The organism is Listeria sp. MAN/IMW/UF555 (genome assembly GCF_058684075.1).
On record NZ_JBZWZS010000004.1, the window covers coordinates 115879 to 140672 of the forward strand.

Genomic DNA, 24794 nt, shown 5'->3' on the forward strand with positions numbered 1-24794 from the left:
CTATCTGTTTTATCTATGACTCTATTATGAAGGAAAAAATAATTTCTGTCATACAACCAGAGGATGATTATTTGTTTAGACTTTGGGTGGTTTGGTCTTCGGCACAAGAAAAAAATCCCGCTTATTAAAATATAAGCGGGATTTAGATTTATTTTTTCTTAGCTGTTGCAATACGTTCTTCTGTGCGTTCTTTGTCACGTTCTAAAATTGGTTTTAAGTATTTGCCTGTGTATGATTTTTTAGAACGAGCAATTTTTTCTGGTGTGCCAGTTGCGATAATTTGACCGCCGCCATCGCCACCTTCTGGACCTAAGTCAATCAAGTAGTCAGCTTGTTTAATAACATCTAAATTATGTTCAATAACAAGAACTGTATCGCCGTTTTCTTCTACAAGTCTTTGTAATACTTTTAGTAAACGGCCGATGTCATCTGCATGGAGTCCAGTGGTTGGTTCATCAAGGATATAGAATGATTTACCGTTGCTGCGTTTATGAAGTTCGGACGCTAGTTTCACACGTTGCGCCTCACCGCCAGAAAGAGTTGTTGCAGGTTGACCGAGACGAATATAGCCAAGTCCCACATCGACAATAGTTTGCAGTTTGCGAGCAATTCGCGGTTGGTTAGTGAAATATTCTAACCCTTCTTCCACAGTCATTTCTAGCACTTCGGCAATGTTTTTCCCTTTGTAGCGAATATCCAAAGTTTCGCCATTATAGCGTTTACCATGACAAACTTCACAAGGTACATAAACATCTGGTAAAAAGTGCATTTCGATTTTTATGATACCATCGCCCTTACATGCCTCACAACGACCGCCTTTTACGTTGAAGCTGAAACGGCCTTTTTTGTAACCACGGACTTTGGCTTCATTGGTACTCGCAAATAAATCACGAATATCATCAAACGCTCCAGTATAAGTTGCTGGATTAGACCTTGGTGTTCTACCGATTGGAGATTGATCGATATTGATGATTTTTTCTAGGTTTTCGATTCCTTTTATTTCTTTATGTTCACCTGGTTTGGCGTGATTTCGATTAAGTTTTCTCGCTAGCGCTTTTCTTAGTACTTCATTGACTAGTGAGCTTTTTCCGGAACCGGATACCCCAGTCACACATGAAAAAGTAGCTAGTGGTATTTTGGCATTTACATTTTTTAAGTTGTTTGCTTTAGCTCCGACGATTTCTAATTCAAGTCCGTTTCCTTTTCTTCTTTTGGCAGGAACAGGAATGAATTTTTTGCCGGAAAGATAATCCCCGGTGATAGAGTTTTTGTTCTTCGCCACTTCTTCTGGCGTTCCGGCTGCAACAATTCGCCCGCCATGTTCTCCAGCACCTGGACCAATATCAATCAGATAATCTGCCGCCATCATTGTGTCTTCATCATGTTCCACGACAATAAGCGTATTTCCAATATCTCGCATACTTTGAAGTGTGTTGATCAATCGATCGTTATCACGCTGATGAAGTCCAATGGAAGGCTCATCAAGAATGTAAAGTACGCCAGTCAATCTCGAACCAATTTGGGTTGCTAGTCGAATTCGCTGTGCCTCTCCTCCTGATAAAGTTCCAGCAGCACGGCTCATTGTTAAATAATCAAGCCCAACATTTTTTAAGAACCCTAGTCTAGCTCGCACTTCTTTGAAAATTGGCGCCGCGATTTGCGTTTCTTTTTCTGAAAGCTCTAGGCTATCAAAGAAATCAAGAGCTTCATTGATGGAAAACTCGCTAATTTGCCCTATGTGATGATTGTTCACTTTGACAGAAAGTGTTTCTTCTTTAAGACGATATCCTTTACAAGATGGGCAAGGCAAATCTGTCATATACTGCGCCATTTGATCGCGAGTGAAATCTGAATTAGTTTCACGGTAACGACGTTCGATGTTTGGCAGAATTCCTTCAAACGGAATCCAAGTTTCTCGTGTCATACCAAAATCATTTTTGTATTCAAAGTAAAATTCTTTATCTTTTGAACCATTTAGAATAATATCTAATGCTTCTTTTGATAGTTTTTCTATTGGCGTATCCATATCAATTCCAAATTCTTTACAAGCAGAAGCTAACATTTGTGGATAATACTGGGAACTAATTGGTCTCCACGGAACAATCGCGCCTTCATTTAATGTTAAACTTCTGTCTGGAATAACCGTGTCCACATCTACTTCTAATTTTGTTCCAAGACCATCACAAGTAGGGCAAGCGCCAAATGGACTATTAAAAGAAAACATTCTTGGCTCTAATTCACCAACTGAAAAACCACAATAAGGACATGCATAATGTTCGCTAAATAGTAATTCTTTATCGCCCATAATGTCCACTACTGCGTATCCATCAGCCAGGCGAAGAGCAGCTTCAATAGAATCATATAGTCGGGTATTTATGCCTTCTTTAATGACAATACGATCGATGATAATTTCGATGGAATGTTTTTTGTTTTTTTCGATTTCGATTTCGTCGTTAATATCGTATATTTCTCCATCAACACGAATACGTACGTAGCCTTCTTTTTTTATTTCTTCAATCGTTTTCTTATGTGTTCCTTTTTTACCAGAAACAATAGGCGCCATAATTTGAATACGTGTTTTTTCTGGATATTCGAGCACACGGTCTACCATTTGTTCAATTGTTTGGGAAGTGATTTCAATGCCGTGATTTGGACACACTGGATGCCCCACTCGCGCATAAAGTAAGCGCAGGTAATCATGTATTTCTGTAACTGTCCCAACGGTAGATCGCGGATTACGGCTAGTAGTTTTCTGATCTATGGAAATAGCCGGGCTTAACCCTTCAATTAAATCCACATCCGGTTTATCCATTTGACCTAAAAATTGGCGAGCATAAGCAGACAAAGACTCTACATAACGTCTTTGTCCTTCTGCATAAATTGTATCAAAAGCTAGCGAAGATTTTCCTGAACCAGAAAGTCCGGTCATCACTACTAATTTATCTCTTGGAATCTCTACATCAATGTTTTTTAAATTATGGGCTCTTGCACCTTGAATGACTATTTTTTCTTTATCCAATTCCGCTTCATCCTTCCGCTTTTATTTCCAGTAAAGCATCACGAAGTTCAGCTGCACGTTCGAAATCGAGTGCTTTGGCTGCTTCTTTCATCTCGTGTTCCATACCTTCAATGAAAATATCTCGTTCTTTCTTAGACATTTTACTTAAATCATGTTGTTTTACTGCTTCTCGTTCATCTGCGGCAGAAGTTGCTGCGATAATGCCACGAATTTCTTTTCTAATTGTTTTTGGTGTGATGCCATGTTTTTCGTTATATTCAATTTGGATTTTACGACGACGTTCAGTTTCACTAATCGAATTGCGCATGGAATCTGTCATTTTATCTGCGTACATAATTACTCGTCCATTTTCGTTACGGGCAGCTCGTCCCATCGTTTGGATTAAGGAACGTTCTGAACGTAAGAAACCTTCTTTGTCGGCATCTAAAATTGCTACCAAGGACACCTCTGGTAAATCGATTCCTTCACGAAGTAAGTTAATCCCAACAATAACATCGTATACCCCTAATCGAAGGTCACGAATAATTTCAATTCGCTCTAATGTTTTTACCTCAGAGTGTAAATATTGAACTTTTACGCCGGCTTCTTTTAGGTAATTCGTCAAATCCTCCGACATTTTTTTCGTTAAGGTAGTGATTAGAACTCGTTCGTTCTTCTCAACTCGATCATTGATTTCATCCATTAAATCATCTATCTGACCTTGGATAGGACGTATTTCGACAATTGGATCTAGTAGTCCGGTAGGTCGAATAATTTGTTCAATTACATCTGGATTCTTTTCTAATTCGTATGGGCCTGGGGTTGCAGAGATAAACATAATTTGATTAATATGCTTTTCAAATTCTTCTAATCGAAGTGGGCGGTTATCAAGTGCGCTTGGCAACCTAAAACCATGATCGACTAGCATTTGCTTTCTGGCTTGGTCCCCGTTGAACATGCCACGGATTTGAGGCATCGTTACATGTGATTCATCAATAACTATTTGGAAATCATCTGGGAAATAATCTAGCAATGTATATGGAGTTACTCCCGCTGGACGTAGTGATAAATGTCTTGAATAGTTTTCAATGCCTGAACAATAACCCATTTCTTCCATCATTTCTAAATCGTAATTGGTTCTCTGTTCAAGACGCTGTGCTTCCAGTAGTTTATTTTCTGCTCTTAAGACTTTAAGGCGGTCTTCAAGTTCTGCTTTTATATTAACAATTGCTTTTTTCATAATATCTGGTCTAGTAACAAAGTGAGATGCTGGGAAAATAGAAACGTGCTCTCTGTCGCCTATGATTTCTCCAGTAAGGGCATCTACTTCTCTAATACGTTCAATTTCGTCGCCAAAAAATTCAATTCTCATACAGTGTTCATCTCTAGATGCCGGGAAAATTTCGACCACATCTCCGCGGACACGAAAACGACCGCGCTGGAAATCAATATCATTTCGGTCATATTGAATATCAACCAGCTTGCGTAACAATTGGTCTCGGCTAATCTCCATGCCTACCCGAAGCGAAACTAGCATTTCTCCGTATTCGACCGGCGAACCTAAACCATAAATACAAGATACACTGGCGATAATAATTACATCTCTACGTTCAAAAAGTGCTGCTGTAGCGGAGTGACGAAGCTTATCTATTTCGTCATTGATACTAGCGTCTTTTTCAATGTAGGTATCACTCTGCGGTACATAAGCTTCTGGCTGGTAATAATCATAGTAACTAACAAAGTATTCCACTGCATTATTCGGGAAAAACTCTTTGAATTCACTATATAATTGTCCCGCTAGCGTCTTATTATGTGCCATAACAAGAGTTGGTTTATTTACTTCTTGAATTACATTAGATACAGTAAAAGTTTTCCCTGTACCGGTTGCCCCAAGTAAGGTTTGGTGTTTTAAGCCTTTTTTTAATCCCGCAACTAATTGTTCTATTGCTCTAGGTTGGTCTCCTTGTGGGCTATACTTAGAAACTAACTCAAATTTATCCTTCAACTCGGATTCCCCCATTCCTTATCGGTCCGATTCTGGCATCTAAAAGCTTTAACTGTAAAATATCCAGCAAAGCAAAAAGCGGATTTTTCAGATCCGTTAATGTTTCTATTTTATCATAAATATTTTAATTAGCCTAGCAAAAACCGAACATATTTTCGTATTCATTTGAAAATAAAAAACGCAACCTGTTGATTACGCTTTTCTTTATTTTATCACTTTTAGAGTATTCTACCTATCTATTTGCTCTTTAAAAGTCACTGCCGCTTTTCTTTAAACGTCGTAACATGTATGTGGCTACGACAAAACCAATTGTCATCGAAAAGGCGTCTATCGTGATTAGCCAAAACGAACTTGTGTAACCCAATTTAGCAGAAGCGGCTATCAAAACCACCATAAGCACTAAGGCGACATAACGGTTATACGTGATGCGCGCAAATAGAATGACAAGCAGACAAGGGAAAATAAGTGCAGATATAATTTGATCCATCTTACTTCCCTCCCCAATTTTTTACTCTTCACGCAATGCTTTTGTTGTTATTTCTGTAGTAAGTTGTGGTAATTCCGTCTTTTCAATACCTTTTTCAGCAAGCATATCTGGTAAAATTTCTTTTAAAAAGTATTTTACACTGGCCATTTCTCGGTATTCATAAATAGTCGCAAGTGCTTCACTATAAATTTCAACAAAAATGTTTTCTGGATTACCTTTTTGAATCTCGCCAAAGGACTCATATAACAAGTCTACTTTATCAGATATAGCGAGAATTTTCCCTTCTAACGTACTGTCTTTCCCTTCTTTTAACAAGTGTCGATAAATCGGTTGGAAAGTTGCTGGTATCTCGCGGCTAATAAAATTTTTAGTCATGCTTTCTTCCACTTCAGAGAGCATTTCTCTTAGTTCTGTCGTTGCGTATTTTACAGGTGTTTTAATGTCACCAATAAAAAGCTCTGAATAGTCATGATTTAATGCTTTTTCATATAAAGCACGCCAATTAACCTCATTGCCCGCATCTTCTTCTACAGCTCCAAAAAATTGTGCAATAGAAGTAACCTTGTAAGAGTGTTCTGCAACTGAATGCTCCTGATACTTAAATTTTCCCGGGCAACGATAAATGTTCTCTAAATCCGATAAACTTTGGAAATATTGATGAATTCCCATACTATCACTCCATTCTTCGTTTTATTCCTCTCTTTTTTGTTTTTTATTGGCAGGATTAGTATTTTCGATTTCGCGCATCATCAAGGCTGCACAGTAACCAATTAGAGCGATCATTGCTGCGGAATAAGTTCTAAAATTATCTGTAGCAAAAATAAAAATAATTGCTGAAAACAGAAGTGTCGTTAATATTCCCCAACTAAAAAGTTTCGTACCTCGTGCTGTTCCTACTTTCATATGCGAATATATTCCTACATAACATACCAACTGAATAATAATAAATTGTGCAACCGACAAACCAATAACTGCCGCAAGATTGCTATTCCAAATAACTGCTAAAATGGAAATAATAACCATGACAACTATTCCCGCAATGACGATAAATTTTTGCACTGGCGATAATTTGCTCAAAATGTTTCCTCCAAATTTTTATTTGTTAACTACTTTATCATAATCTCTCATTATTTGGCATAAAAAACACCCATCATTCCTAAAAAGGTTTTCTGAGCGCTTGTTGTTAGTGATGGTGCACGTGGCGAATTGCTTGGGTCAGTAATTCTAATACGTGATTATCATCTTGCATATAATAAATTGTAGTGCCTTCACGTCTTGATTTCACAAGCCTTAAGTTTTTTAAAAAACGGAGCTGGTGTGAAACCGTTGTTTGATTAAAAGTCAGCGTTCGCGCAATTTCGTTCACAGAGTATTCTCGCTCTTGAAGCAGATTTAAAATTTGAACACGTGTCGGATCAGAAAGCGCCTTGAAAATTTGCGTTACACTAAAAAGCGTCTCTTCATCTAAAGTTTGTTTTGCGTTTTCCATCAGAATCACCCCATTCTTCATATATGGTCATATATTCATATGATACTTAAATAGGAATGATTCCGCAAGTTTAACTACCTCTTCATTCAAAAATGATTAAATATGAGCAAAAAAGTAATATTCTCTCTTAAAATGATACAATTTCTTTATAACAACGAAAGGAGTATTGGAGGATAGCTAAGGTTTTAAATATTTGAGAAGTTATTTAAACCGCCTAACACACACCAAAAAGAGCCCGATTAACCTGTGGAAAGGAAAATCGGGCTTTTTTTATCTATTTAAATCTTCAATTTCGCCGCTCTTCAAGTAAACAATCCATTCACAAACATTCGTCACATAATCACCAATTCGTTCAATGTATTGAGAAACTAAAAGTAATTGCGATACGTCTTCAATATGCTCTGGTTCTTCTTGCATAAAATTAATACATTTTTGATAAACGATTTTATGCAGTTTATCTACTTCATTATCGCGTGCTGCTATTTCACGAGCAGCCTCATCATCTTCCGAAAGATATGCTTTTAAGACATCTTGCAGCATTGATTTTACAATTTCACCCATTTCTGGAATTTCAGGAATCGGCTTTAAAACTTTACTTTCGCCAATTAAAATAGCTGTTTTGGCAATACTTACTGCGTGATCACCAATACGTTCTAAATCTGAACTTGTTTTGAGCACGGTAACAATTTTCCGTAAATCCATACCAACTGGTTGTTGCAAAGCGATTAACTCAAAAGAGCGTTGTTCCAGTGAGAGCTCCATATTATTAATTGCCTTATCTTCTGCGACTACTTGTTTAGCAAGCTCCGTGTCACGATGTACGAGTGATTTTACTGCTTTAAAAATCGCTTCATTCGCAAGCATTCCCATTTCCATTAGATGTTGATGCAAGTCGTTTAACTGTTCTGTGAAAATTTTTCTGACTACCATAATAACACTCCTTTATCCAAATCTTCCTGAAATATAGTCTTCAGTTTCTTTTTCTGCTGGGTTGGTAAAAATACTTGTCGTATCCGCGAATTCCACGATGCGGCCATTAAGGAAAAAGGCTGTTTCATCCGAAATCCGGGATGCCTGTTGCATATTGTGCGTCACAATTACAATCGTATAGTCTTTCTTTAATTCTAAAATCAAATCTTCTACTTTCGCTGTCGAAATCGGATCTAGTGCAGAAGTCGGCTCATCCATCAAGATAACATCCGGTTTAACTGCAAGCACACGTGCGATACAAAGTCGTTGCTGCTGCCCACCTGACATGCCAATTGCCGAACGATCTAATCTATCATGAACTTCTTCCCAAAGAGCCGCCTGACGCAAACTTCTCTCAACAATCTCATCTAACACTTTTTTATCTTTTATACCGTGCATCCGTGGACCATAAGCTACATTATCATAAATTGAAAATGGAAATGGATTGGCTTGTTGAAAGACCATACCCACTTTTTTTCGTAAATTAACCATATCAATTTTCGGATCTTGGACATTTTCTCCGCCAATATGGATTTCGCCAGTTGTTTTTACATTTGGAATTAAATCATTCATCCGATTAAGCGTCCTTAGAAAAGTAGATTTTCCGCATCCCGACGGCCCAATTAATGCGGTAACTTGATTCTTTTTAATATTTAAAGCGATTTTTTGTAGTGCTTGTTTGGAACCATAAAATAAATCTACGTCTTTTGTTTCAATAATGTACTCTACTTTTTCAGCAGTTTCGGTTGTCATAAAAAAGCTCCTTTCTAGCCAAAGTTACCAGAAATATAGTCTTCGGTTTGTTTTTCTTGTGGATTCGTAAATAGTTCGGATGTTCCTGAGAATTCCACGACTTCTCCTAGATAAAAGAAAGAAGTGTAGTCTGAAACCCGTGCTGCCTGTTGCATATTGTGCGTTACGATAATAATGGTATATTTATTTTTCAATTCATTGATTAAATCTTCAATTTTACTTGTGGAAATTGGGTCTAGGGCTGAAGCAGGTTCATCAAGTAGCAATACTTTAGGCTGCATTGCTACAGCTCTAGCGATACAAAGGCGTTGTTGCTGTCCACCGGAAAGTGATAGTGCACTTTTTCCTAAATCGTCTTTTACTTCGTCCCAAAGAGCGGCACGGCGCAAGCTTTTTTCAACACGCTCCATAATTTCTTTTTTGTTCTTCATACCATGGCGTTTAAGGCCAAAAGCAACATTTTCATAGATGGATTTCGTGAATGGATTTGGTTTTTGGAATACCATGCCTATTTCTTTACGAACATTGTATAAATCGACTTCTTTGCGGTTAATATTAATGCCGTCGTATAAAATTTGTCCTTCCATACGGCAACCGTCAATTTCATCATTCATTCGGTTTAATGCTCTTAAATAAGTTGATTTCCCGCAACCAGATGGTCCGATTAAAGCTGTAACTTTATTTTCGGGGAACGTTAAATCGACGCCTTTAATTGCGTGATTATCTCCATAATATACGTGTAAATCCTCTGTCGCCATCGCAGCAGGAAGTGAGTGAGGATCTGGTGTAGTTTGTAAAATAGTATTAATTTCAGGTTTCTTCGTTAACATCATTTAAAATCTCCTTTTCCTGGCTTTTTACGACGAGGTCATGCGTTTATAAACAAATTTTCCAAGCAAACGAGCTAGGACATTGAAAAGTAATACGGAAAGAATTAATACAGCAGAAGCTCCGTCAGAAACAGCTTGCGCATCTGGCATAATTCCCTCACCATTAATTTTCCAAATATGAACAGCTAACGTTTCTGCTGGGCGGAAAATATTTAGTGGTGAAGCTGGATTGACCGGGTTCCAGTCAGTGAAATCAAGAATTGGTGTACTTTGTCCTGCTGTGAAAATTAACGCTGCTGCTTCACCAAATACCCGTCCTGCTGCTAAAATAACCCCGGTAATAATTGCTGGTAATGCCGCTGGAACAAGCACCCGAGTAATTGTTTCCCATCTGGATAAACCGAGAGCAAGTCCTGCCTCACGTTGCGTGTTTGGAATAGCATTAAGCGCCTCTTCGACAACACGAATTAATAGTGGTAAATTGAAAATCGTTAGTGTAAGCGCCCCGGAAATAACGGAGAAGCTCCACCCCATTTGAATAACAAAAACAAGGAAACCGAATAGCCCTACGACAATAGATGGAAGTGAGGAAAGCACTTCAATCGTTGTACGAATTAAATCTGTAATCCAATTTTTACGCGCATATTCTGCCATATAAATTCCCGCACCGAGCGAGATAGGAACAGAAATAATCATCGTTATAACGAGCATATAAAATGAGTTCCAGATTTCAGGACCGATTCCGCCGCCAGCTTGGAACGACTGTGGTGGGGTCGTCAAAAACTTCCAGCTAAGTTGCGGAACACCTTTTACTAAAATATAGCCTAGTAAGCCAGCTAAAATAATGACAATTAATACAGCAATGGCATAGAAAACGCCTGTCGCGATTTTATCTTTTGTTTTTACATTCATTTGACTTTCCTCCTACGTCCGATGAAGCGGATCACAATGATGAAGAATAGTGACATTGCGAGTAGCACCATTGCAAGTGACCAAAGGATATTATTATCAAGCGTACCCATAACCGTATTTCCCATTCCCATTGTTAAAATACTAGTTAACGTGGAAGCTGGTTCAAATAAGGATGTTGGAATAACAGCAGAGTTCCCAATAACCATTTGTACAGCAAGGGCTTCACCGAATGCACGAGCCATCCCAAATACAATCGCCGTCAAAATCCCTGAACGCGAACTACGAAGCACTACTTTCCAAATCGTTTGGAAGCGTGTTGCTCCAAGCGCCAAAGAAGCTTCTCGGTAATGACGCGGAACTGATTTAATCGCATCTACGCTGAGTGAAGTAACAGTAGGCAAAATCATAACTGTTAAAACAACGGTCGCAGCTGCGATACCAAACCCACTTCCCGAAATATGGTCGCGAATAAATGGAACGACAACGCTTAGTCCAATGAATCCATAAACAACAGATGGAATACCAACTAAAAGTTCCATAACTGGTTGCAAAATCTTCTTCCCAAACTTAGGTGAAATTTCTACCATAAAAATGGCTGCACCGATTGCAAGTGGTCCTGCAATACAAGCGGCAAAAAGCGTTACTGCAAAAGAGCCAATAATCATTGGCAAAGCGCCAACTAATGGATTTCCATTTGCATCTTTTTGCGAAGGGTTCCAGTCTGTTCCAGTTATAAAATCAACAAAAGACACTTTATTGACAGTAAATGTTGCTAAACCTTTCGATATAACAAAAAACAAAATAGACGCTGCGGCAATAACCATGATAGAAATACAGATGAATGTAATAATTTTGCCTCTAGTTTCTAGATGCGCCTTTTTAGAAGTTTGTGTAAGCTTCTTTTCTTTTATCGCTTCCAAGTCACGTAAGCTCCTTTCTCCTCCCATGTTTACTCCTAACATGGGTATACGTCTATCCTGATTTTACTAGGATAGACGCCCATTTCATTCTTTTTATTTTACGTCAGTTAGTTTACCAGATGCATCGCGTTCCACTTTCATGGATTTGATTGATTGGTAACCAAGTTGTGGTACGATATTGTTTTGTACTTCATCAGAAGTCATATATTTTAAGAAAGTTTTTGTTAGGCCTTTTGGTTCGCCATTTGTATACATATGTTCATAAGACCAGATTTTCCAATCGTTAGTTGCAACTTTTTCTTCTGTTGGTTCAACGCCGTCTAATGAAAGACCAACTACGGAAGCGTCAATGTAAGAGAATGCTAGGTAGCTGATTGCTCCTGGAGTTTCACTTACGATTTTACGAACTGTACCGGATGAATCTTGTTCTTGTGCTTTAACTGGTGTTTTACCATCAAGTCCCCATTTTTCGAAAGTAGCACGTGTTCCGCTTCCTTCCGCACGGTTGATGATTGTAATTTTTTCGTCTTTACCGCCAACGTCTTTCCAGTTAGTTGTTTTACCAGTGAAAATGTCGATTAATTGTTGTTTAGTAATATTTTTAACGCCTACATCTTTGTTTACTACAGGTGCCATTCCAACAACTGCTACACGATGATCAACAAGTTTTGAAGCATCTACGCCGTCTTTTTCTTCAGCGAATACGTCCGAGTTACCAATTTCAACTGCACCTTGTTGTACTTGTGTTAAACCAGTTCCAGAACCGCCGCCTTGAACATTGATTTGAGCTTTAGGGTTAGTGTTTGTAAATTCTTTGGAAGCTGCTTCAACGAGTGGTTGAAGTGCAGTGGATCCGACTGCTGTTAATGAGCCAGAAACTTCTTTATCCCCTTTTGTTGATCCGTTTGCTTTATCTTTTGAACTGCTGTCACTTCCACATGCTGCGAAGACAAGCATTACTGCTGCTAACATTGCTACTATTCCCAAATACTTCTTTTTCATTATCTTATTCCCACCTTGTTTTTTTAATAGTTATTCCTTACAAGTATTACTATAACGTCTGAGATTTAAGGTGGTGTGTAGCTAATGTTAAGTAATTGTAAATTACCTCATTTTTTGTCGAAAATGTAAACTTTTTTATGAATATCTTTCAAATAAAAGGCAAACTGGTAAATTATTACACCAAATTTGTGTCTTTCGTAAATAAAATAAAAATATCCTGTCCGAAAGATTACATTCTTTCAAACAGGATATTTATTAGGCTTTTTTTGGTAAAGTGACGCGGAAGGTCGAGCCAACTTCTTCTTGGCTTTCTACTTCGATTCGTCCACCACAGTTTTCAACTAAATGTTTGACGATAGAAAGTCCAAGTCCAGTGCCTCCTGAGTGTCTGCTACGTGCTTTGTCCACTCGGTAGAATCGTTCAAACACGCGGTCAATATCTTTAGCAGGTATTCCAATTCCGTTATCGGTTACTTCTATTATAACCTCTGCTTCTTGATTAATTAATTTAACTTCAACTTTCCCATCTACTGGGGTGTAGTTTATCGCGTTAGAAAGTAAATTAATTAAAATCTGTTGCAATTTATCACGATCAGTTTCAATAATGATTGGCGGAATTGTTTTTTCTGGAACAGATACTTGGATATTTTTTTCGGTCGCCATTTCAAAAATAGTCCGGGAAGATTGTTCGATCACTTCATCTACATCTACTGGCTCAATATTTTCTGTCACAGGATTTTGTTCGATTCTAGAAAGTGCGAGAATATCCATTATCAACCGATGAAGTCGATCACTTTCTTCTTTAATAATCGTTAAGAATTTTTTGAGTAGTATTTCATCATACATTGCGCCGTCTAGTAGTGTTTCCGCGAATCCTTTTAGTGCAGTTACTGGTGTTTTTAGTTCATGGGATACGTTTGTTACAAATTCAGAACGGACATTTTCCAGATGGCGGATTTGAGTAATATCATGTAGTAGTAAGATAATCCCGGTAATTTCACCGTTTTCTGCTAAAATTGGCGAAACACTTGCATCTAAAATCATCTCCCGCGGGAAATAAAGAATGATTTCTTTTTGTTGCATCGTTTTTGTTTCAAAAGTTGCATCGATTAATTGACTAAGTGCGAAACTTTTAATTACTTCATAAAATGGTTTTCCAGTAATTTCAGTTTCTCCTAAAATTTGGTACATTGTTCGGTTAGTCATGATTACTTGTTTATCGACATTGATAAGCATTACGCCGCTCACTAAGTTTTGAACAATAGCATTCAGTCGTTGTTCATTTTGCTTAATTTCGAACATCTGTGTTTCTAAACTTTCTGCTAACATATTAACGCTGACAGAAAGGTCTTGAAGTTCGCCGCTTACTTTACCGTGAATGCGACTATCGTATTTATGATTAGCCAAATCGGTCGAAACTTCAATAATTTCATTCACTGGTCTAGTAATTTTTCTGGCGATGAAAACACTGATGGCTGCGATAATGACTAGAGCAATACCGAAAATCAGAGCTAAATTGCCCCAAAGTTTAGCAACTGCTGCATCCACCGACTCAAGGGAAATTGAAATCCTTAAAACGCCGTCTGTCTTCCCTTGATGTTTAACGGGAACCGCAACATAAAGCATACTATAACCAAGTGAATCACTTTCCCGAATTGAAATGCCCACATTCTTTCCTTTTTCAAGAATATCAGCTACTTCTGGGCGGTTCATATGATTGTTTAAGTTATCAGGATCTTTTTTGGTGTCAGCTACAACATCACCATCATTATCAATCACCGTAATACGAGCATCAATTTCATCACCAAGCGGATCAAGTGTTTTTTGAATCGTTCCTGCATCTTCATCCAAATTTAAATTCTCAATGTTAGTTGTTTGCAGTAAGATTTTCGCGTCATCTTCTAGCTGGTTTTCTTTCATCGTTAAATAAGTGGATTTCATTAATTCCCCAGAGAAAATACCTACAATAACCATCACAACGAAAAATAAGATAAAAAAAGATAACCCGATTTTCAGCCATAATTTTTTCATTATTTTACATTCTCCATTTTATAACCGAATCCACGTATTGTTTTAATGTATTTCGGTTGTTTAGTATCTAGTTCAATTTTATCGCGTAAATGGCTAACGTGAACATCTACAATCCGCGTTTCACCTACATAATCATAATTCCAAACCGTATCAAGCAATTGATCTCTCGAAAAAACTTTGCCGCGATGGTTGGCTAGGAATAAGAGCAGCTCAAATTCTTTCGGCGTTAAATCTAATAAATCATCTTGCAAATATACTTCATAACTATCCGGTAAAATTTTCAAATCACCAATTAAAATAGTCGCTTCTGTATCTTCCGTTTTTTCTTCGATAACTTCGGCCTTGCCTTCTGTCCGTCTTAAAATAGCTTTAATCCTTGCGACAACTTCTCTAGGGCTAAACGGCTTTGTCATATAATCGTCTGCACCTAACTCTAAACCAATGATCTTATCTAGTTCTTCATCTTTGGCAGTTAACATTAGTATTGGAACTCCAACTTTATCTTGGCGGAGTTTTTTCGTTACTTCAATTCCGTCCATTTCAGGAAGCATTAAATCAAGTACAATTAAATCTGGTTTTTCCGATAGAGCAAGTTCGTACCCAGTTCTACCATCTTCAGCTGTGACTACATCAAATCCAGCTTTTTCAATATTAAATTGCAACAAGGTAACAATAGAAGCCTCATCATCAACTACAAGAATTTTTACCAACTTACTTCCCATCCCTTCTTTATGTAACCCTTTTATCTAAAATATAGCATGAATTAACTATTTTCGGGTAGAAATGCATTTATATTAATCTTATCTTTACAAAAACTTAAAACACCAATGCTGCCACTGGTGTTTTAAAATCATCTCGGTTCAACTAATAATAAACCCAGTTCAAAAGATTCATTTTCATAAAGTGCTGTTTGTTCAAAACGTGGCTCACCAGCGTTATCAATTACTTTTAACTTACAAAATGCGCGGTTTAAGTTAAGCGCCTCGTATAGTTCTTCGCGATTGTGCACTTTTTGTCCGTTAACTTCTGTAATTTTTTCGCCTGCTTTTAAATTCAAACGGGTTGAAGGAGTGCTTTCACGGGCACCAAGAACTACAAGCCCGTCAGGTTGCGGACCAAATTTTTTCGGTAGTAATTGTTCGGAGCGGTAATGACGATAGGAAATCCAAAATCGACCGATCACAGCGAACATAAACGCAAAAAGTGTTAGTACTGGCATTACTATTCCAATCAAACCAGCTACAGCAATAATCGTTGCTAATGTAGTTACTTGAACGGCAATTTTTTTACTAGCTTCTTCTGGCAATTGCGCTTGTACTTGCTGCTGGAAACCAATGAATAATGGCAAAATAATTAACGAATATGACTCGGACCCAATTGTAAACACAGGCCACCACTCAAAAATCTTCGTAAACACATCTCCAGGAATAAAAACAACAAGTGGTACAAACCATAATTTTCTTAACTGAAATGAACCGACTAACTTACCGCGTTTACTTTTACGAAGGGATGGTGACGGATTTTTCGCGCTTGTGTATTGGATCAAGAAAGCTTCTACAAACAACAAAATCGCCAGTAAAAATGTCATCGAAATCATAAAATTATCTATAAATATTGCATCATATGTAAACTCTAAATTGGTAAATGGTGACAAGTTAACATCGAAATAATAGCAAAAATAAAAGATTAAGCTTGTAATTCCAATAGTAAAAGCAGTAGAGCTAAGTCGGAACATCCCGACAATTAATAAGAAACAAGCAACGGCATTAAAAATCGCAATCCATTCAATCATTACACTAAATCCAATAAGTGTAGTAATAATGGATAGCACTAGACCAAACAACAAACTCACGCCAAAGAAATTCTTCAGCTCTAACCACGGCGAATAAATGCTAATACTAAACGATTTCCGCTCCCACTTCACTCGATTAAAACCAGCAATTATCACTAAAATAATTCCTACATACAATGCTGGTTGTAGAAGTAGTCTCCCTATTCCATTAAGTATTTCACTAAAAATATCCATTTTCTACACCAGCTCTCCCTTAAGTTACTTCTATAATATAGGCGATAAAAGTCGACTTACCGCTTCTTTAAATTTAATCCATAAAGATCGTTTTGCATATAATTCAGGTGTTAATTGGTACGATTTTAAAATATCTTCTAAAAATGCATCTTCTAATTTTTGAACCATTTTCTTTTCATAAATAAAAGCATTGACTTCAAAATTTAAGCGGAAACTCCTAAAGTCCATATTGGCAGTTCCTACAGAAGCAATTTCACCATCAACAACTAAGGTCTTTGCATGAATAAAACCATTATCGTAAATAAAGATTTTAGCTCCTGTTTCCATAAGTTCACCGGCGTAATTAGTTGTTGCTCGGTAAACAAAAGCATGGTCAGGTTTATTCGGAATCATGACACGAACATCGACTCCTGAAAGTGCTGCAATTTTTATCGCTTCAAGCAAACTCGCATCTGGAATGAAATATGGAGACTGCAAGTAAATCGTTTTTTTAGCAGCATTTATCATTTTAATGTAACCATTCTTGATTTGTTGCCATTCGGAATCAGGACCACTAGACACAATTTGCATGCTTGTATGGCCTTTACCGTGAAATGTTGGAAAATATCTCGCTTTATAGTCAATTTTATGAGTAGATGATGCCGAATTCCAGTCCATGATAAACCGGGTTTGCATAGCATATACCGCTTTACCATGCACGCGTAAATGTGTATCGCGCCAATAACCAAATTTTTTCGAACGTCCAAGATATTCGTCACCAATATTAAAGCCACCAATATAACCAACATCTCCGTCAATAATCGCCAATTTTCGGTGATTACGATAATTCAAGCGGAAATTAATTAATGGTAATTTAGATGGGAAAAATGGTCTTACTAAACCGCCATTTTTTTCGAAAGTACGGAAAAATGATTTTTTCGTCGTCCGTGAACCCATTGCATCATAAATAATTTTTACATTTAAACCTTCTGCTGCTTTTCTTTCAAGCACTCGCATCAAACGGTTTCCAAGCTCATCCGAATGGAAAATATAGTAGATGAGATGAATATGATCTTTTGCTTTTTCAATATCTGCTATTAAAGCATCAAATTTTTCGTGACCGTCAATAAAAAGCTCTACTTCATTATCTTGCGTCAAAATAGCTCCATCATTAACAAGCAATAAGTAAATTAAATCGCGATGTTTTTTTACATTTGGATCGCTAAATGGAAATTCTTTTTGACGTATCATTTCTATTTGATTTGCTGTTGACTCTTGTATCCCGATTTTTTCTTGTCCCTTCCAATCAAAAATCTTCTTCCCTGAAAGCTTTCTCCCAAAAATTAAATAGATAATGAATCCAAATATTGGAACAAAAGTTAAGACTAGTAACCAAGCCCAAGTGGCGGATGTATCGCGTCTTTCTAAGAAGACCGTCACTGCCGCAAAGAATACGTTTAAAATCAGCAAAATGACTAATAAATAAGCTAATAGTCCCATTGTGTTCCCCCTTTTCTTACACAAACTGATAGTAGTATCATATCATAAAAACCGTATTTAGCCTATTCCAGTTCGTTTTTAGCTAAGAAAAACCATTGATTTATCATCAATGGTTTTCAAATTAAATATAAGGTGCTGGATCAACTGGAATACCATTTTTGTGAATCTCAAAATGAAGATGTTGTCCGGTTGATTGACCGGTGGATCCCATAATACCAATTGGTTGTCCTTGTGATACTTGTTGACCAGTTACTACTTTCAAGCTACCGGCACGCATATGAGCATATAATGTTTGGAAGCCATTACCATGATCAATTTTCACGACGTAACCATAACCTCCAAAGCCACTACCTGTTGCGCCAAATCCTGAAAATACGACTCTACCAGATGCCGCAGCGGATACTGTAATCGTACCTCCGCCCGCAATATCTTGACCTTTATGAGATTCATATTTTCCAGTAACTGGGTTAGTACGCTCACTAAATCCAGATGTTAACATTCCTGATGCTGGCTTGATAAACTGCCCGCCACCAGAACTTACTGTATCTGTTGCGCCAGTTCCTGCTGAAGATGTTACAGAGTTTGGTTGCTGCGCTGCGACAGTGGCATTTTTAGCCGCTGCTTCTTGCATGCGTTTTTCTTCAGCCGCTTTAATTGCAGCTTCTTGTTTTGCTTTTTCACCAGCAATATTAGAAGCAAGTTTCTTTTGTTCGTCTGAAAGAGCACCTTGTTCATTAGTTAAAAGTGTTTGTTCACTTTTCGTTAAGTCTTTTTTATTTGCAAGAGCCATCACTAAGTCATTCTTTTCTTGTTTTTGGCTTTCCATGTTGTTTCTTGATACTTCTAGCTCAACTGCTAGCACTTTTAAGTTTTCTAATTTTTTTTCTGAACTATTTTCTGCTACTTTTAGTTTATTTTGATCGTCTTTTTGATCTTGCATTATATTTTGGTCCGCCTTAACAATTGCGGATACAACTGTCACGCGGTCGATAAGTTCTTTAAAATCATCAGCTTCAAAAATCATGTCTAAGTATGATGTGGCAGTTCCTGTTGTTTGAATAGCTCTCGCTCGACTATCAAGCACTTTTTGACGGTCGCGAATATCATTGCGTAGCTTTTCAATTTCTTTCTTTAGTTTTTTCAGTTTTTCATTTTCAGAATCAACTTTATCTTCTTGTTCTTTCAACTTTTTATTTGTTTCATCAATGCTATTTAAAAGTGATTCTAATTCTTTAGCAGCGTCTTTTTCAGCGTTTTCTAAATGGTTTAATTCTGAGTTTTTTGTGTCTAGATTCTTATTTAGCTCTGATTTTTTTTGCTCTATTTCGCTTTGGCGTTTTTGCATGTCATTAATACTTTCCGCCTTAACACTTGTTAATGGTGCAGAAATAATCAAAAGGCTAAGTGCTGTTACTACCCCATATTTTTTAAGCATAATAAGCTCCTTTTCTATTATCTATTTGACTAGGAACTTCTTCATTCCCTTAACGTTCCATATAAAAAAGCACCTTTGTTTTTAAAACGACAAAGGTGCTTCTTAACTTTTCAATACTTATTAGAAGTTAGCTACGCGGCCATATCCTACAAGATATTTAGCCCAGTAACCGCTAGTGATGTTGTCATATTTAACACCATTGTTTTGAGCGTTAATCATTTGACCACCACCAACATAAATTCCAACGTGAGCAATTCCGCCACCGTAGTTGAAGAACACTAAGTCACCTGGTTTTGCTTGGCTAGCACTAATTTTGGAAGCTGCTGCATATTGTCCGCCAGAAGTTCTTGGTAGAGAAACTCCTGCAGCGCGGAAAGCATAAGATGTAAATCCAGAACAGTCAAATGCGCTCGGTCCAGTTGCTCCAAGGCTATAAGGTTTTCCAAGTTGAGCTCTTGCTGCTGCGATCATTGCAGAATATCCACCACCTGATGGAGTTGCAGCGCTTGGTGCTTCACTATTGTTAGTTGATTCTACTTTGTTTGAAGTTTTGCTGTTAGATGAAGCATTAGTGTTTGTTGTTTGTTGTCCAACATTTGCATCAGTAGCTTCACGTAAAGCAGTTGCGCGAGCAGTTGCTTCTTTCGCTGCTTTATCACGTTCACTTACAAGACCAGCTTTTTCGTTTTCAGCACTTGCTTGATCAGCTGCTAATTGAGCAACGATTGCTTCTTTTTCAGCTTTTTGTGCTTCAATTTTATTTTGTTGTGCTTCGAATTCATGAATTGCAGTTGCTTGTTGTTCTTGTTTTTTCTTCACTGCAGTTTGTTTAGTTTTTAAAGCTTTTTCATCTTTTTGTTGATCTTCTAAAATAGATTTGTCAGAATCAACTAATTGGTTTACTGCAGAAACACGACCTACTAAGTCAGACAGGTTTTCTGCATCTAAGATTACTTCAAGATAGGCATTAGAATTAGAAGTTTTTTGCATTGCACGAGCGCGTTCTTTTAAAACAGTTTCGCGTTCTTTAATACGTTCATTGATATCTTTAATATCTTGATTAAGTTGTTTAAGTTCTTTGCCTGTTTGGTCAAATTCTCCTTGTAAAGATTTCGCTTTTTCTTGAGCTTTCTCAAGATCTGCTACTAAACTAGAAAGATCTGATTGTAACCCTGTTTTTTTAGACTTAATGTCATTGATTTTTTTATCTTGATTTTGAATGTCTGTATTTACGTCTGCAAAAACATTTGTTGTAAAGGCTGGCGTCAAACTGATAACTGCTGCGAGTGAAATCGCAATAAACGTATTCTTTTTCAAAAAGTTTACCTCCTAAAAAGCTCCCTAAGCTTTTTCTTTTAAATTATTTTTATTTCAAGTTAAGTAATTTCTTAGTTAGACTTTCAAGAATCTACGGATAGAGATAACACTACCCCAAATTCCTATTAGAACTCCGATTGCAATAATCAAAGCACTGATTTGATAGGCGAACGGTGTTGGAGGCAGAAGTGATAGTGAACTTGTCACCAACTTCGGATTTACCAAGTTGTAAATATTAACATAGCCTATAAATGTTAATACAACCGGGACAATCGAACCAATTAACCCAAGCCATGCACCTTCTAAAACGAAAGGCCAGCGTATGAACCAGTTGGTCGCTCCTACTAATTTCATAATTTCTATTTCTCTACGACGGGAGAAAATCGCAATCTTAATTGTGTTTGATATTAAGAACATCGCTGTTAGTAATAATCCAATGCTTAGGATAATACCAGCATATCGTCCCCATTTTAAGGTATCAAACAATTTGTCGACTGTTTTCTCACCATATTCTACATTATCTACGTACTGTAATTTTTCTACTTTTTGAGCAATCGCCTTCGTTTGTGTTGGCTCTTTAGCCTCTACAACGAACACATCGTATAGTGGATTATCTTGTTTAAACAATTCGAAGTTTTTGCCGTACGCGCCAACTAATTTCTTCAACTCATCATCCTTGGAAGAAAAACTGACACTATCAACTCCATTAATCTTCTCAATGTTTTTCTCAAGTTCTTGCTGCTGTTTCTTGTCTGCGCTTAGAGAAATATGTACGTTAATTTGTACATTGTTTTCTACATCTGTTGCAAGCTTGTTCATGTTGATCAATATTGCAAAAAACACGCTGACTAAGATAAGTGTTACTGTTACTGCACTTGCTGCTGCAAAGGTCATCCAACCATTCCGGTAAAGGCTCTTAAAACTTTCTCTTATATGTCTTCCTACAGTCCTAAATTTCATAGCCATATTCTCCTTGCTGCTCATCTCGAACAATTCTTCCATTCTCGATAGCTACTACCCGGTGTTTCAACGTGTTAACAATTTCTTTGTTGTGGGTTGCCATTACAATGGTTGTTCCGCGATTGCTTATTTCTTCAAGGATATTCATGATTTCCCATGAAGTATCAGGATCTAGGTTACCGGTCGGCTCATCTGCTATTAATACTTTAGGCATATTGGCAATCGAGCGGGCAATGGATATCCGCTGCTGCTCACCACCGGAAAGTTCATCCGGCAACATTCTTACTTTATGCTTGAGGTTGACTAAATCTAGCACTTCCATAACACGTTCTTTAATTACGGTTGGCTCAGTTTCAACCACTTCCATCGCATAAGCAATGTTTTCATAAACAGTTTTGCTTTGAAGTAATTTGTAATCTTGGAATACCACGCCTACGTTTCGACGTAAATATGGGATTTCACGATTTTTCATATTAATCAAATCAAATTTGTCTACGATGATTTTGCCTTTCGTCGCTCGTTCTTCTCTGTAAATCATTTTAATAAAAGTTGATTTACCAGCACCACTCGGGCCTACTACATAAACAAATTCCCCTTCGCCAATGTTAATATTGAGTCCATTAGCGGCAGTTATGCCATTGGGGTATTTCTTATAAACATCTTCCATTAATATCATTTTATCACCTTACTATGCCTTTCTACTGAGTTACATTTTAGGTAATGCATGGTAACCATGAAGATGAACTGTTTGTTGGCTCGAATTTAAACTCACAACATAAGCTTAATTATACCATGACAGTTTTTCATCTATAGGTTAATTGCATTACAATTATATTTCAGGGTATGACAATATCTCGATTATTGTAATAGGAAACACAATTTTTGATTTTAAGTTCTTTTGAAAAGTTATCCGTGGTTCTTATTTTCTTAGACAAAATAAAAAAGCACCTGTGTTGGTCTTTTCTACTGCTAACATTGTAACTTGTTTTTACCCTAAATAACATTACAGGTAGATTAAAAAACATTACAGTTATCGCTACCGGAATAGACCAATTAGAACAAAACTGCTTCAAGTCTACTATTACGCTAAAGGTTCCTGTCATCAAATTGTTAAATAGGGAGGTAAAAAACTTGAAAAAGGCAACATTTCTCCCCTAAAAAGAGGAGAAAATGTTGCCTTTTATGACGTGAAACCTTCCCCCATTACTTCACTTGCGCTCATTACAACGACAAAAGCTTCTGGGTCAATTTCTTTTATTACTTCTTTTAGTCTAGAAAACTCACTTTGAGCAATAACACAAAGTAAGATTTGCTTGTCATCTTCTGTATAGCCGCCCTTTGCTGAAAGGCGAGTAATACCACGATCAATTTTAAAGAGGATTGCTTGTCTGATAGCTTCTTGATTCTCTGAAATAATAAACACTGTTTTGGATTGATTAAGCCCCACTTGCACTAAATCAATTGTTTTACTAGTTGCAAAAAGACCAATAAGTGCATAAAGTCCAGATTCAATATCAAAAACAAACATTGCCGAGATAACTACAAAGCCATCAATTAAAGCTACACATATCCCCAATGTTAAATGAGAATATTTATGCAAAATTTGGGCAGCCACATCCGTGCCACCAGTTGAGGCCTTGCCACGAAAAACAATTCCAAGTCCCATTCCTACTAGCACACCCCCAAATAGAGCAGCGACTAGCGGTTCATGTGTCCACGGGGTTAATCCTTGTGTTAAATACACAAAGAAAGGTAAAAGCATTGTACCAACAAAAGTTTTCAAACCAAATTGATACCCTAAGAAGAATAATCCAGCAAGAAATAAAGGGATATTAAAAGCCCACTGGATAAATGCTGGATTCCAACCAGTTAAATAGTTAATAATCGTACTTATCCCACTCACACCGCCAGAAGCAACATGATTAGGCAAGAGTAAAACATTGAAGGCTAGTGCAATTAAAGCAGCACCAATAATAACATATAAATACTCAATTAATTTAGAAACCATTGGGGATAAAGGTTGCTTTTTCCTTTTATTTGTCATCGTTCTTATCCAATCCTAGAACGCAAATATGCATTGATAAAGTCGTCTAAATCTCCATCCATTACCGCTTGAATATTACCGGTTTCGTAATTTGTACGATGGTCTTTCACCATGGAGTAAGGGTGGAAAACATACGAACGAATTTGGCTTCCCCAACCAATTTCTTTTTGCTCACCACGAATTTCTGCTAGCTCGCGTTCTTTTTCTTCTTGTTCTTTTTGATATAGTTTTGTTTTCAACATTTTCATTGCTTGTTCACGGTTTTTAAGCTGCGAACGTTCTGATTGGCACGTTACTACAATCCCGGATGGAATATGTGTCATCCGAACTGCTGAATCGGTTGTATTAATATGCTGTCCACCAGCACCAGTTGCACGATACGTATCAATTTTCAAATCTTCTGTACGTACTTCGATTTCAATATCATCATCTAATTCTGGCATAACATCCACTGAAACAAAAGATGTATGACGTCTACCTGATGAATCGAACGGAGAGATACGAACTAAACGATGCACACCTTTTTCTGCTTTCAAATAGCCGTATGCATTGTGTCCTTTGATGAGTAATGTAACGCTTTTAATACCCGCTTCATCACCCGCTTGATAATCGAGCATTTCGACTTTAAAACCTTTTTTCTCAGACCAACGTTGATACATGCGTAATAACATTGAGCCCCAGTCTTGTGATTCTGTTCCACCAGCACCTGGATGCAATTCTAAAATAGCATTATTTTTATCATATGGATCACTTAACATTAACTTAAGTTCAAATTCACTTATCGTCGCCATATATGCTTTAATATCTTTTTCTAATTCTGCTTGTAAATCTTCATCCGCTTCTTCTTTTAGTAGTTCTAAACTGATTTCCATGCTTTCTTGTTCTTCTTCAAGCGCATGAAAAGCTTGATACGTTTCTTTGTATCCATTTGACTCATTAATTACTTTTTGAGCCGCTTGTTGGTCGTTCCAAAAATTCGGATCCAACATCTGGTCTTCTAACTCAGCAATTCGAACTTCCATGCTGTCTAAGTCAAAGAGACCCCCTAAAGTCTTTGATTTGCTGTGCTGTTTTTTCTAGTTCATTACGAATTTCTGCTAATTCCATTCTTAATTCCACCTTTTTTGAATTTACTTA

The 24794-nt window shown here is 37.2% G+C and carries 22 protein-coding genes; all 22 read right to left on the minus strand.

Annotation, left to right across the window (positions count from 1 at the left end):
* Positions 1–148: 148 nt before the first annotated feature.
* Positions 149–3019 carry an excinuclease ABC subunit UvrA gene (gene uvrA, locus AC4PG8_RS12730; RefSeq protein ID WP_070752449.1) on the minus strand — a complete coding sequence of 957 codons (2871 nt, stop codon included), beginning with the start codon at positions 3017–3019 and terminating at the stop codon, positions 149–151.
* A 7-nt stretch (positions 3020–3026) separates the two neighbouring features.
* Positions 3027–5003 (minus strand): excinuclease ABC subunit UvrB, encoded by a 1977-nt coding sequence (gene uvrB, locus AC4PG8_RS12735; protein WP_031649589.1) that lies wholly within the window; start codon positions 5001–5003, stop codon positions 3027–3029.
* A gap of 247 nt (positions 5004–5250) precedes the next feature.
* The gene (locus tag AC4PG8_RS12740) at positions 5251–5490 is read right to left on the minus strand and encodes a CsbA family protein (RefSeq protein ID WP_003763924.1); all 240 of its coding nucleotides are present in this window, start codon (positions 5488–5490) and stop codon (positions 5251–5253) included.
* Positions 5491–5511: 21 nt separating this feature from the next.
* A complete protein-coding gene (locus AC4PG8_RS12745; RefSeq protein WP_070752447.1) occupies positions 5512–6159 on the minus strand; it encodes an HD domain-containing protein in 648 nt (215 codons plus the stop codon).
* 21 nt (positions 6160–6180) lie between these two features.
* A complete protein-coding gene (locus AC4PG8_RS12750) occupies positions 6181–6567 on the minus strand; it encodes a hypothetical protein (RefSeq protein ID WP_003763927.1) in 387 nt (128 codons plus the stop codon).
* 106 nt (positions 6568–6673) lie between these two features.
* Positions 6674–6979, minus strand: coding sequence for an ArsR/SmtB family transcription factor (locus tag AC4PG8_RS12755; protein WP_010991311.1), 306 nt, complete (start codon positions 6977–6979; stop codon positions 6674–6676).
* A 270-nt stretch (positions 6980–7249) separates the two neighbouring features.
* Positions 7250–7909 (minus strand): phosphate signaling complex protein PhoU, encoded by a 660-nt coding sequence (gene phoU, locus AC4PG8_RS12760; protein WP_003772348.1) that lies wholly within the window; start codon positions 7907–7909, stop codon positions 7250–7252.
* A gap of 12 nt (positions 7910–7921) precedes the next feature.
* Positions 7922–8701: a phosphate ABC transporter ATP-binding protein PstB gene (gene pstB / locus AC4PG8_RS12765; RefSeq protein ID WP_003722628.1), complete on the minus strand. Its 780-nt coding sequence runs from the start codon at positions 8699–8701 to the stop codon at positions 7922–7924.
* A gap of 14 nt (positions 8702–8715) precedes the next feature.
* Positions 8716–9531 (minus strand): phosphate ABC transporter ATP-binding protein PstB, encoded by an 816-nt coding sequence (gene pstB, locus AC4PG8_RS12770; protein ID WP_003763935.1) that lies wholly within the window; start codon positions 9529–9531, stop codon positions 8716–8718.
* A gap of 27 nt (positions 9532–9558) precedes the next feature.
* Positions 9559–10443 carry a phosphate ABC transporter permease PstA gene (pstA, locus tag AC4PG8_RS12775; protein ID WP_003722630.1) on the minus strand — a complete coding sequence of 295 codons (885 nt, stop codon included), beginning with the start codon at positions 10441–10443 and terminating at the stop codon, positions 9559–9561.
* The gene (gene pstC / locus AC4PG8_RS12780; RefSeq protein WP_003741167.1) at positions 10440–11363 is read right to left on the minus strand and encodes a phosphate ABC transporter permease subunit PstC; all 924 of its coding nucleotides are present in this window, start codon (positions 11361–11363) and stop codon (positions 10440–10442) included. Before pstC ends, pstA begins: the two co-directional genes overlap by 4 nt.
* A 93-nt stretch (positions 11364–11456) precedes the next feature.
* Positions 11457–12365, minus strand: a complete 909-nt coding sequence (locus AC4PG8_RS12785; RefSeq protein ID WP_003763937.1) for a phosphate ABC transporter substrate-binding protein — start codon at positions 12363–12365, stop codon at positions 11457–11459.
* A 255-nt stretch (positions 12366–12620) separates the two neighbouring features.
* Complete coding sequence (gene pnpS / locus AC4PG8_RS12790) at positions 12621–14396, minus strand: two-component system histidine kinase PnpS (RefSeq protein WP_160466567.1); 1776 nt, start codon at positions 14394–14396, stop codon at positions 12621–12623.
* Entirely contained in the window at positions 14396–15106 is a 711-nt protein-coding gene (locus AC4PG8_RS12795; protein ID WP_185541151.1) for a response regulator transcription factor, read from the minus strand. The genes pnpS and AC4PG8_RS12795 overlap by 1 nt, the downstream gene beginning before the upstream one ends.
* Positions 15107–15246: 140 nt before the next feature.
* Positions 15247–16422, minus strand: a complete 1176-nt coding sequence (locus AC4PG8_RS12800) for a PDZ domain-containing protein (protein ID WP_045554280.1) — start codon at positions 16420–16422, stop codon at positions 15247–15249.
* A 30-nt stretch (positions 16423–16452) separates the two neighbouring features.
* Positions 16453–17901: a cardiolipin synthase gene (gene cls / locus AC4PG8_RS12805; protein WP_003768327.1), complete on the minus strand. Its 1449-nt coding sequence runs from the start codon at positions 17899–17901 to the stop codon at positions 16453–16455.
* Between the two features lie 121 nt (positions 17902–18022).
* Positions 18023–19336 carry a murein hydrolase activator EnvC family protein gene (locus AC4PG8_RS12810; protein WP_160464800.1) on the minus strand — a complete coding sequence of 438 codons (1314 nt, stop codon included), beginning with the start codon at positions 19334–19336 and terminating at the stop codon, positions 18023–18025.
* Positions 19337–19456: 120 nt separating this feature from the next.
* A complete protein-coding gene (locus AC4PG8_RS12815) occupies positions 19457–20653 on the minus strand; it encodes an NlpC/P60 family protein (RefSeq protein WP_033533643.1) in 1197 nt (398 codons plus the stop codon).
* Between the two features lie 75 nt (positions 20654–20728).
* On the minus strand, positions 20729–21613 hold the full coding sequence (ftsX, locus tag AC4PG8_RS12820) for a permease-like cell division protein FtsX (protein ID WP_010991316.1): 885 nt from the start codon (positions 21611–21613) through the stop codon (positions 20729–20731).
* Positions 21603–22289 carry a cell division ATP-binding protein FtsE gene (gene ftsE, locus AC4PG8_RS12825; protein WP_003772335.1) on the minus strand — a complete coding sequence of 229 codons (687 nt, stop codon included), beginning with the start codon at positions 22287–22289 and terminating at the stop codon, positions 21603–21605. Before ftsE ends, ftsX begins: the two co-directional genes overlap by 11 nt.
* 504 nt (positions 22290–22793) lie before the next feature.
* Positions 22794–23657 (minus strand): YitT family protein, encoded by an 864-nt coding sequence (locus AC4PG8_RS12830; RefSeq protein WP_070752443.1) that lies wholly within the window; start codon positions 23655–23657, stop codon positions 22794–22796.
* Between the two features lie 5 nt (positions 23658–23662).
* A protein-coding gene (gene prfB / locus AC4PG8_RS12835) for a peptide chain release factor 2 (protein ID WP_115848561.1) occupies positions 23663–24764 on the minus strand; the annotation gives its coding sequence in 2 pieces (ribosomal slippage) (positions 23663–24691 and positions 24693–24764; 1101 coding nt in all).
* Positions 24765–24794 lie beyond the last annotated feature (30 nt).

Bases quoted from the DNA above. Each gene is read 5' to 3' on its own strand.
- AC4PG8_RS12740 (WP_003763924.1), bottom strand. From the start codon at position 5,490: ATGGATCAAATTATATCTGCACTTATTTTCCCTTGTCTGCTTGTCATT.
- pstB (WP_003722628.1), bottom strand. From the start codon at position 8,701: ATGACAACCGAAACTGCTGAAAAAGTAGAGTACATTATTGAAACAAAA.
- ftsX (WP_010991316.1), bottom strand. From the start codon at position 21,613: ATGAAATTTAGGACTGTAGGAAGACATATAAGAGAAAGTTTTAAGAGC.
- AC4PG8_RS12810 (WP_160464800.1), bottom strand. From the start codon at position 19,336: ATGCTTAAAAAATATGGGGTAGTAACAGCACTTAGCCTTTTGATTATT.
- pnpS (WP_160466567.1), bottom strand. From the start codon at position 14,396: ATGAAAAAATTATGGCTGAAAATCGGGTTATCTTTTTTTATCTTATTT.
- phoU (WP_003772348.1), bottom strand. From the start codon at position 7,909: ATGGTAGTCAGAAAAATTTTCACAGAACAGTTAAACGACTTGCATCAA.
- cls (WP_003768327.1), bottom strand. From the start codon at position 17,901: ATGGGACTATTAGCTTATTTATTAGTCATTTTGCTGATTTTAAACGTA.
- AC4PG8_RS12745 (WP_070752447.1), bottom strand. From the start codon at position 6,159: ATGGGAATTCATCAATATTTCCAAAGTTTATCGGATTTAGAGAACATT.
- AC4PG8_RS12755 (WP_010991311.1), bottom strand. From the start codon at position 6,979: ATGGAAAACGCAAAACAAACTTTAGATGAAGAGACGCTTTTTAGTGTA.
- AC4PG8_RS12785 (WP_003763937.1), bottom strand. From the start codon at position 12,365: ATGAAAAAGAAGTATTTGGGAATAGTAGCAATGTTAGCAGCAGTAATG.
- AC4PG8_RS12830 (WP_070752443.1), bottom strand. From the start codon at position 23,657: ATGACAAATAAAAGGAAAAAGCAACCTTTATCCCCAATGGTTTCTAAA.
- pstA (WP_003722630.1), bottom strand. From the start codon at position 10,443: ATGAATGTAAAAACAAAAGATAAAATCGCGACAGGCGTTTTCTATGCC.
- ftsE (WP_003772335.1), bottom strand. From the start codon at position 22,289: ATGATATTAATGGAAGATGTTTATAAGAAATACCCCAATGGCATAACT.
- pstB (WP_003763935.1), bottom strand. From the start codon at position 9,531: ATGTTAACGAAGAAACCTGAAATTAATACTATTTTACAAACTACACCA.
- AC4PG8_RS12800 (WP_045554280.1), bottom strand. From the start codon at position 16,422: ATGGATATTTTTAGTGAAATACTTAATGGAATAGGGAGACTACTTCTA.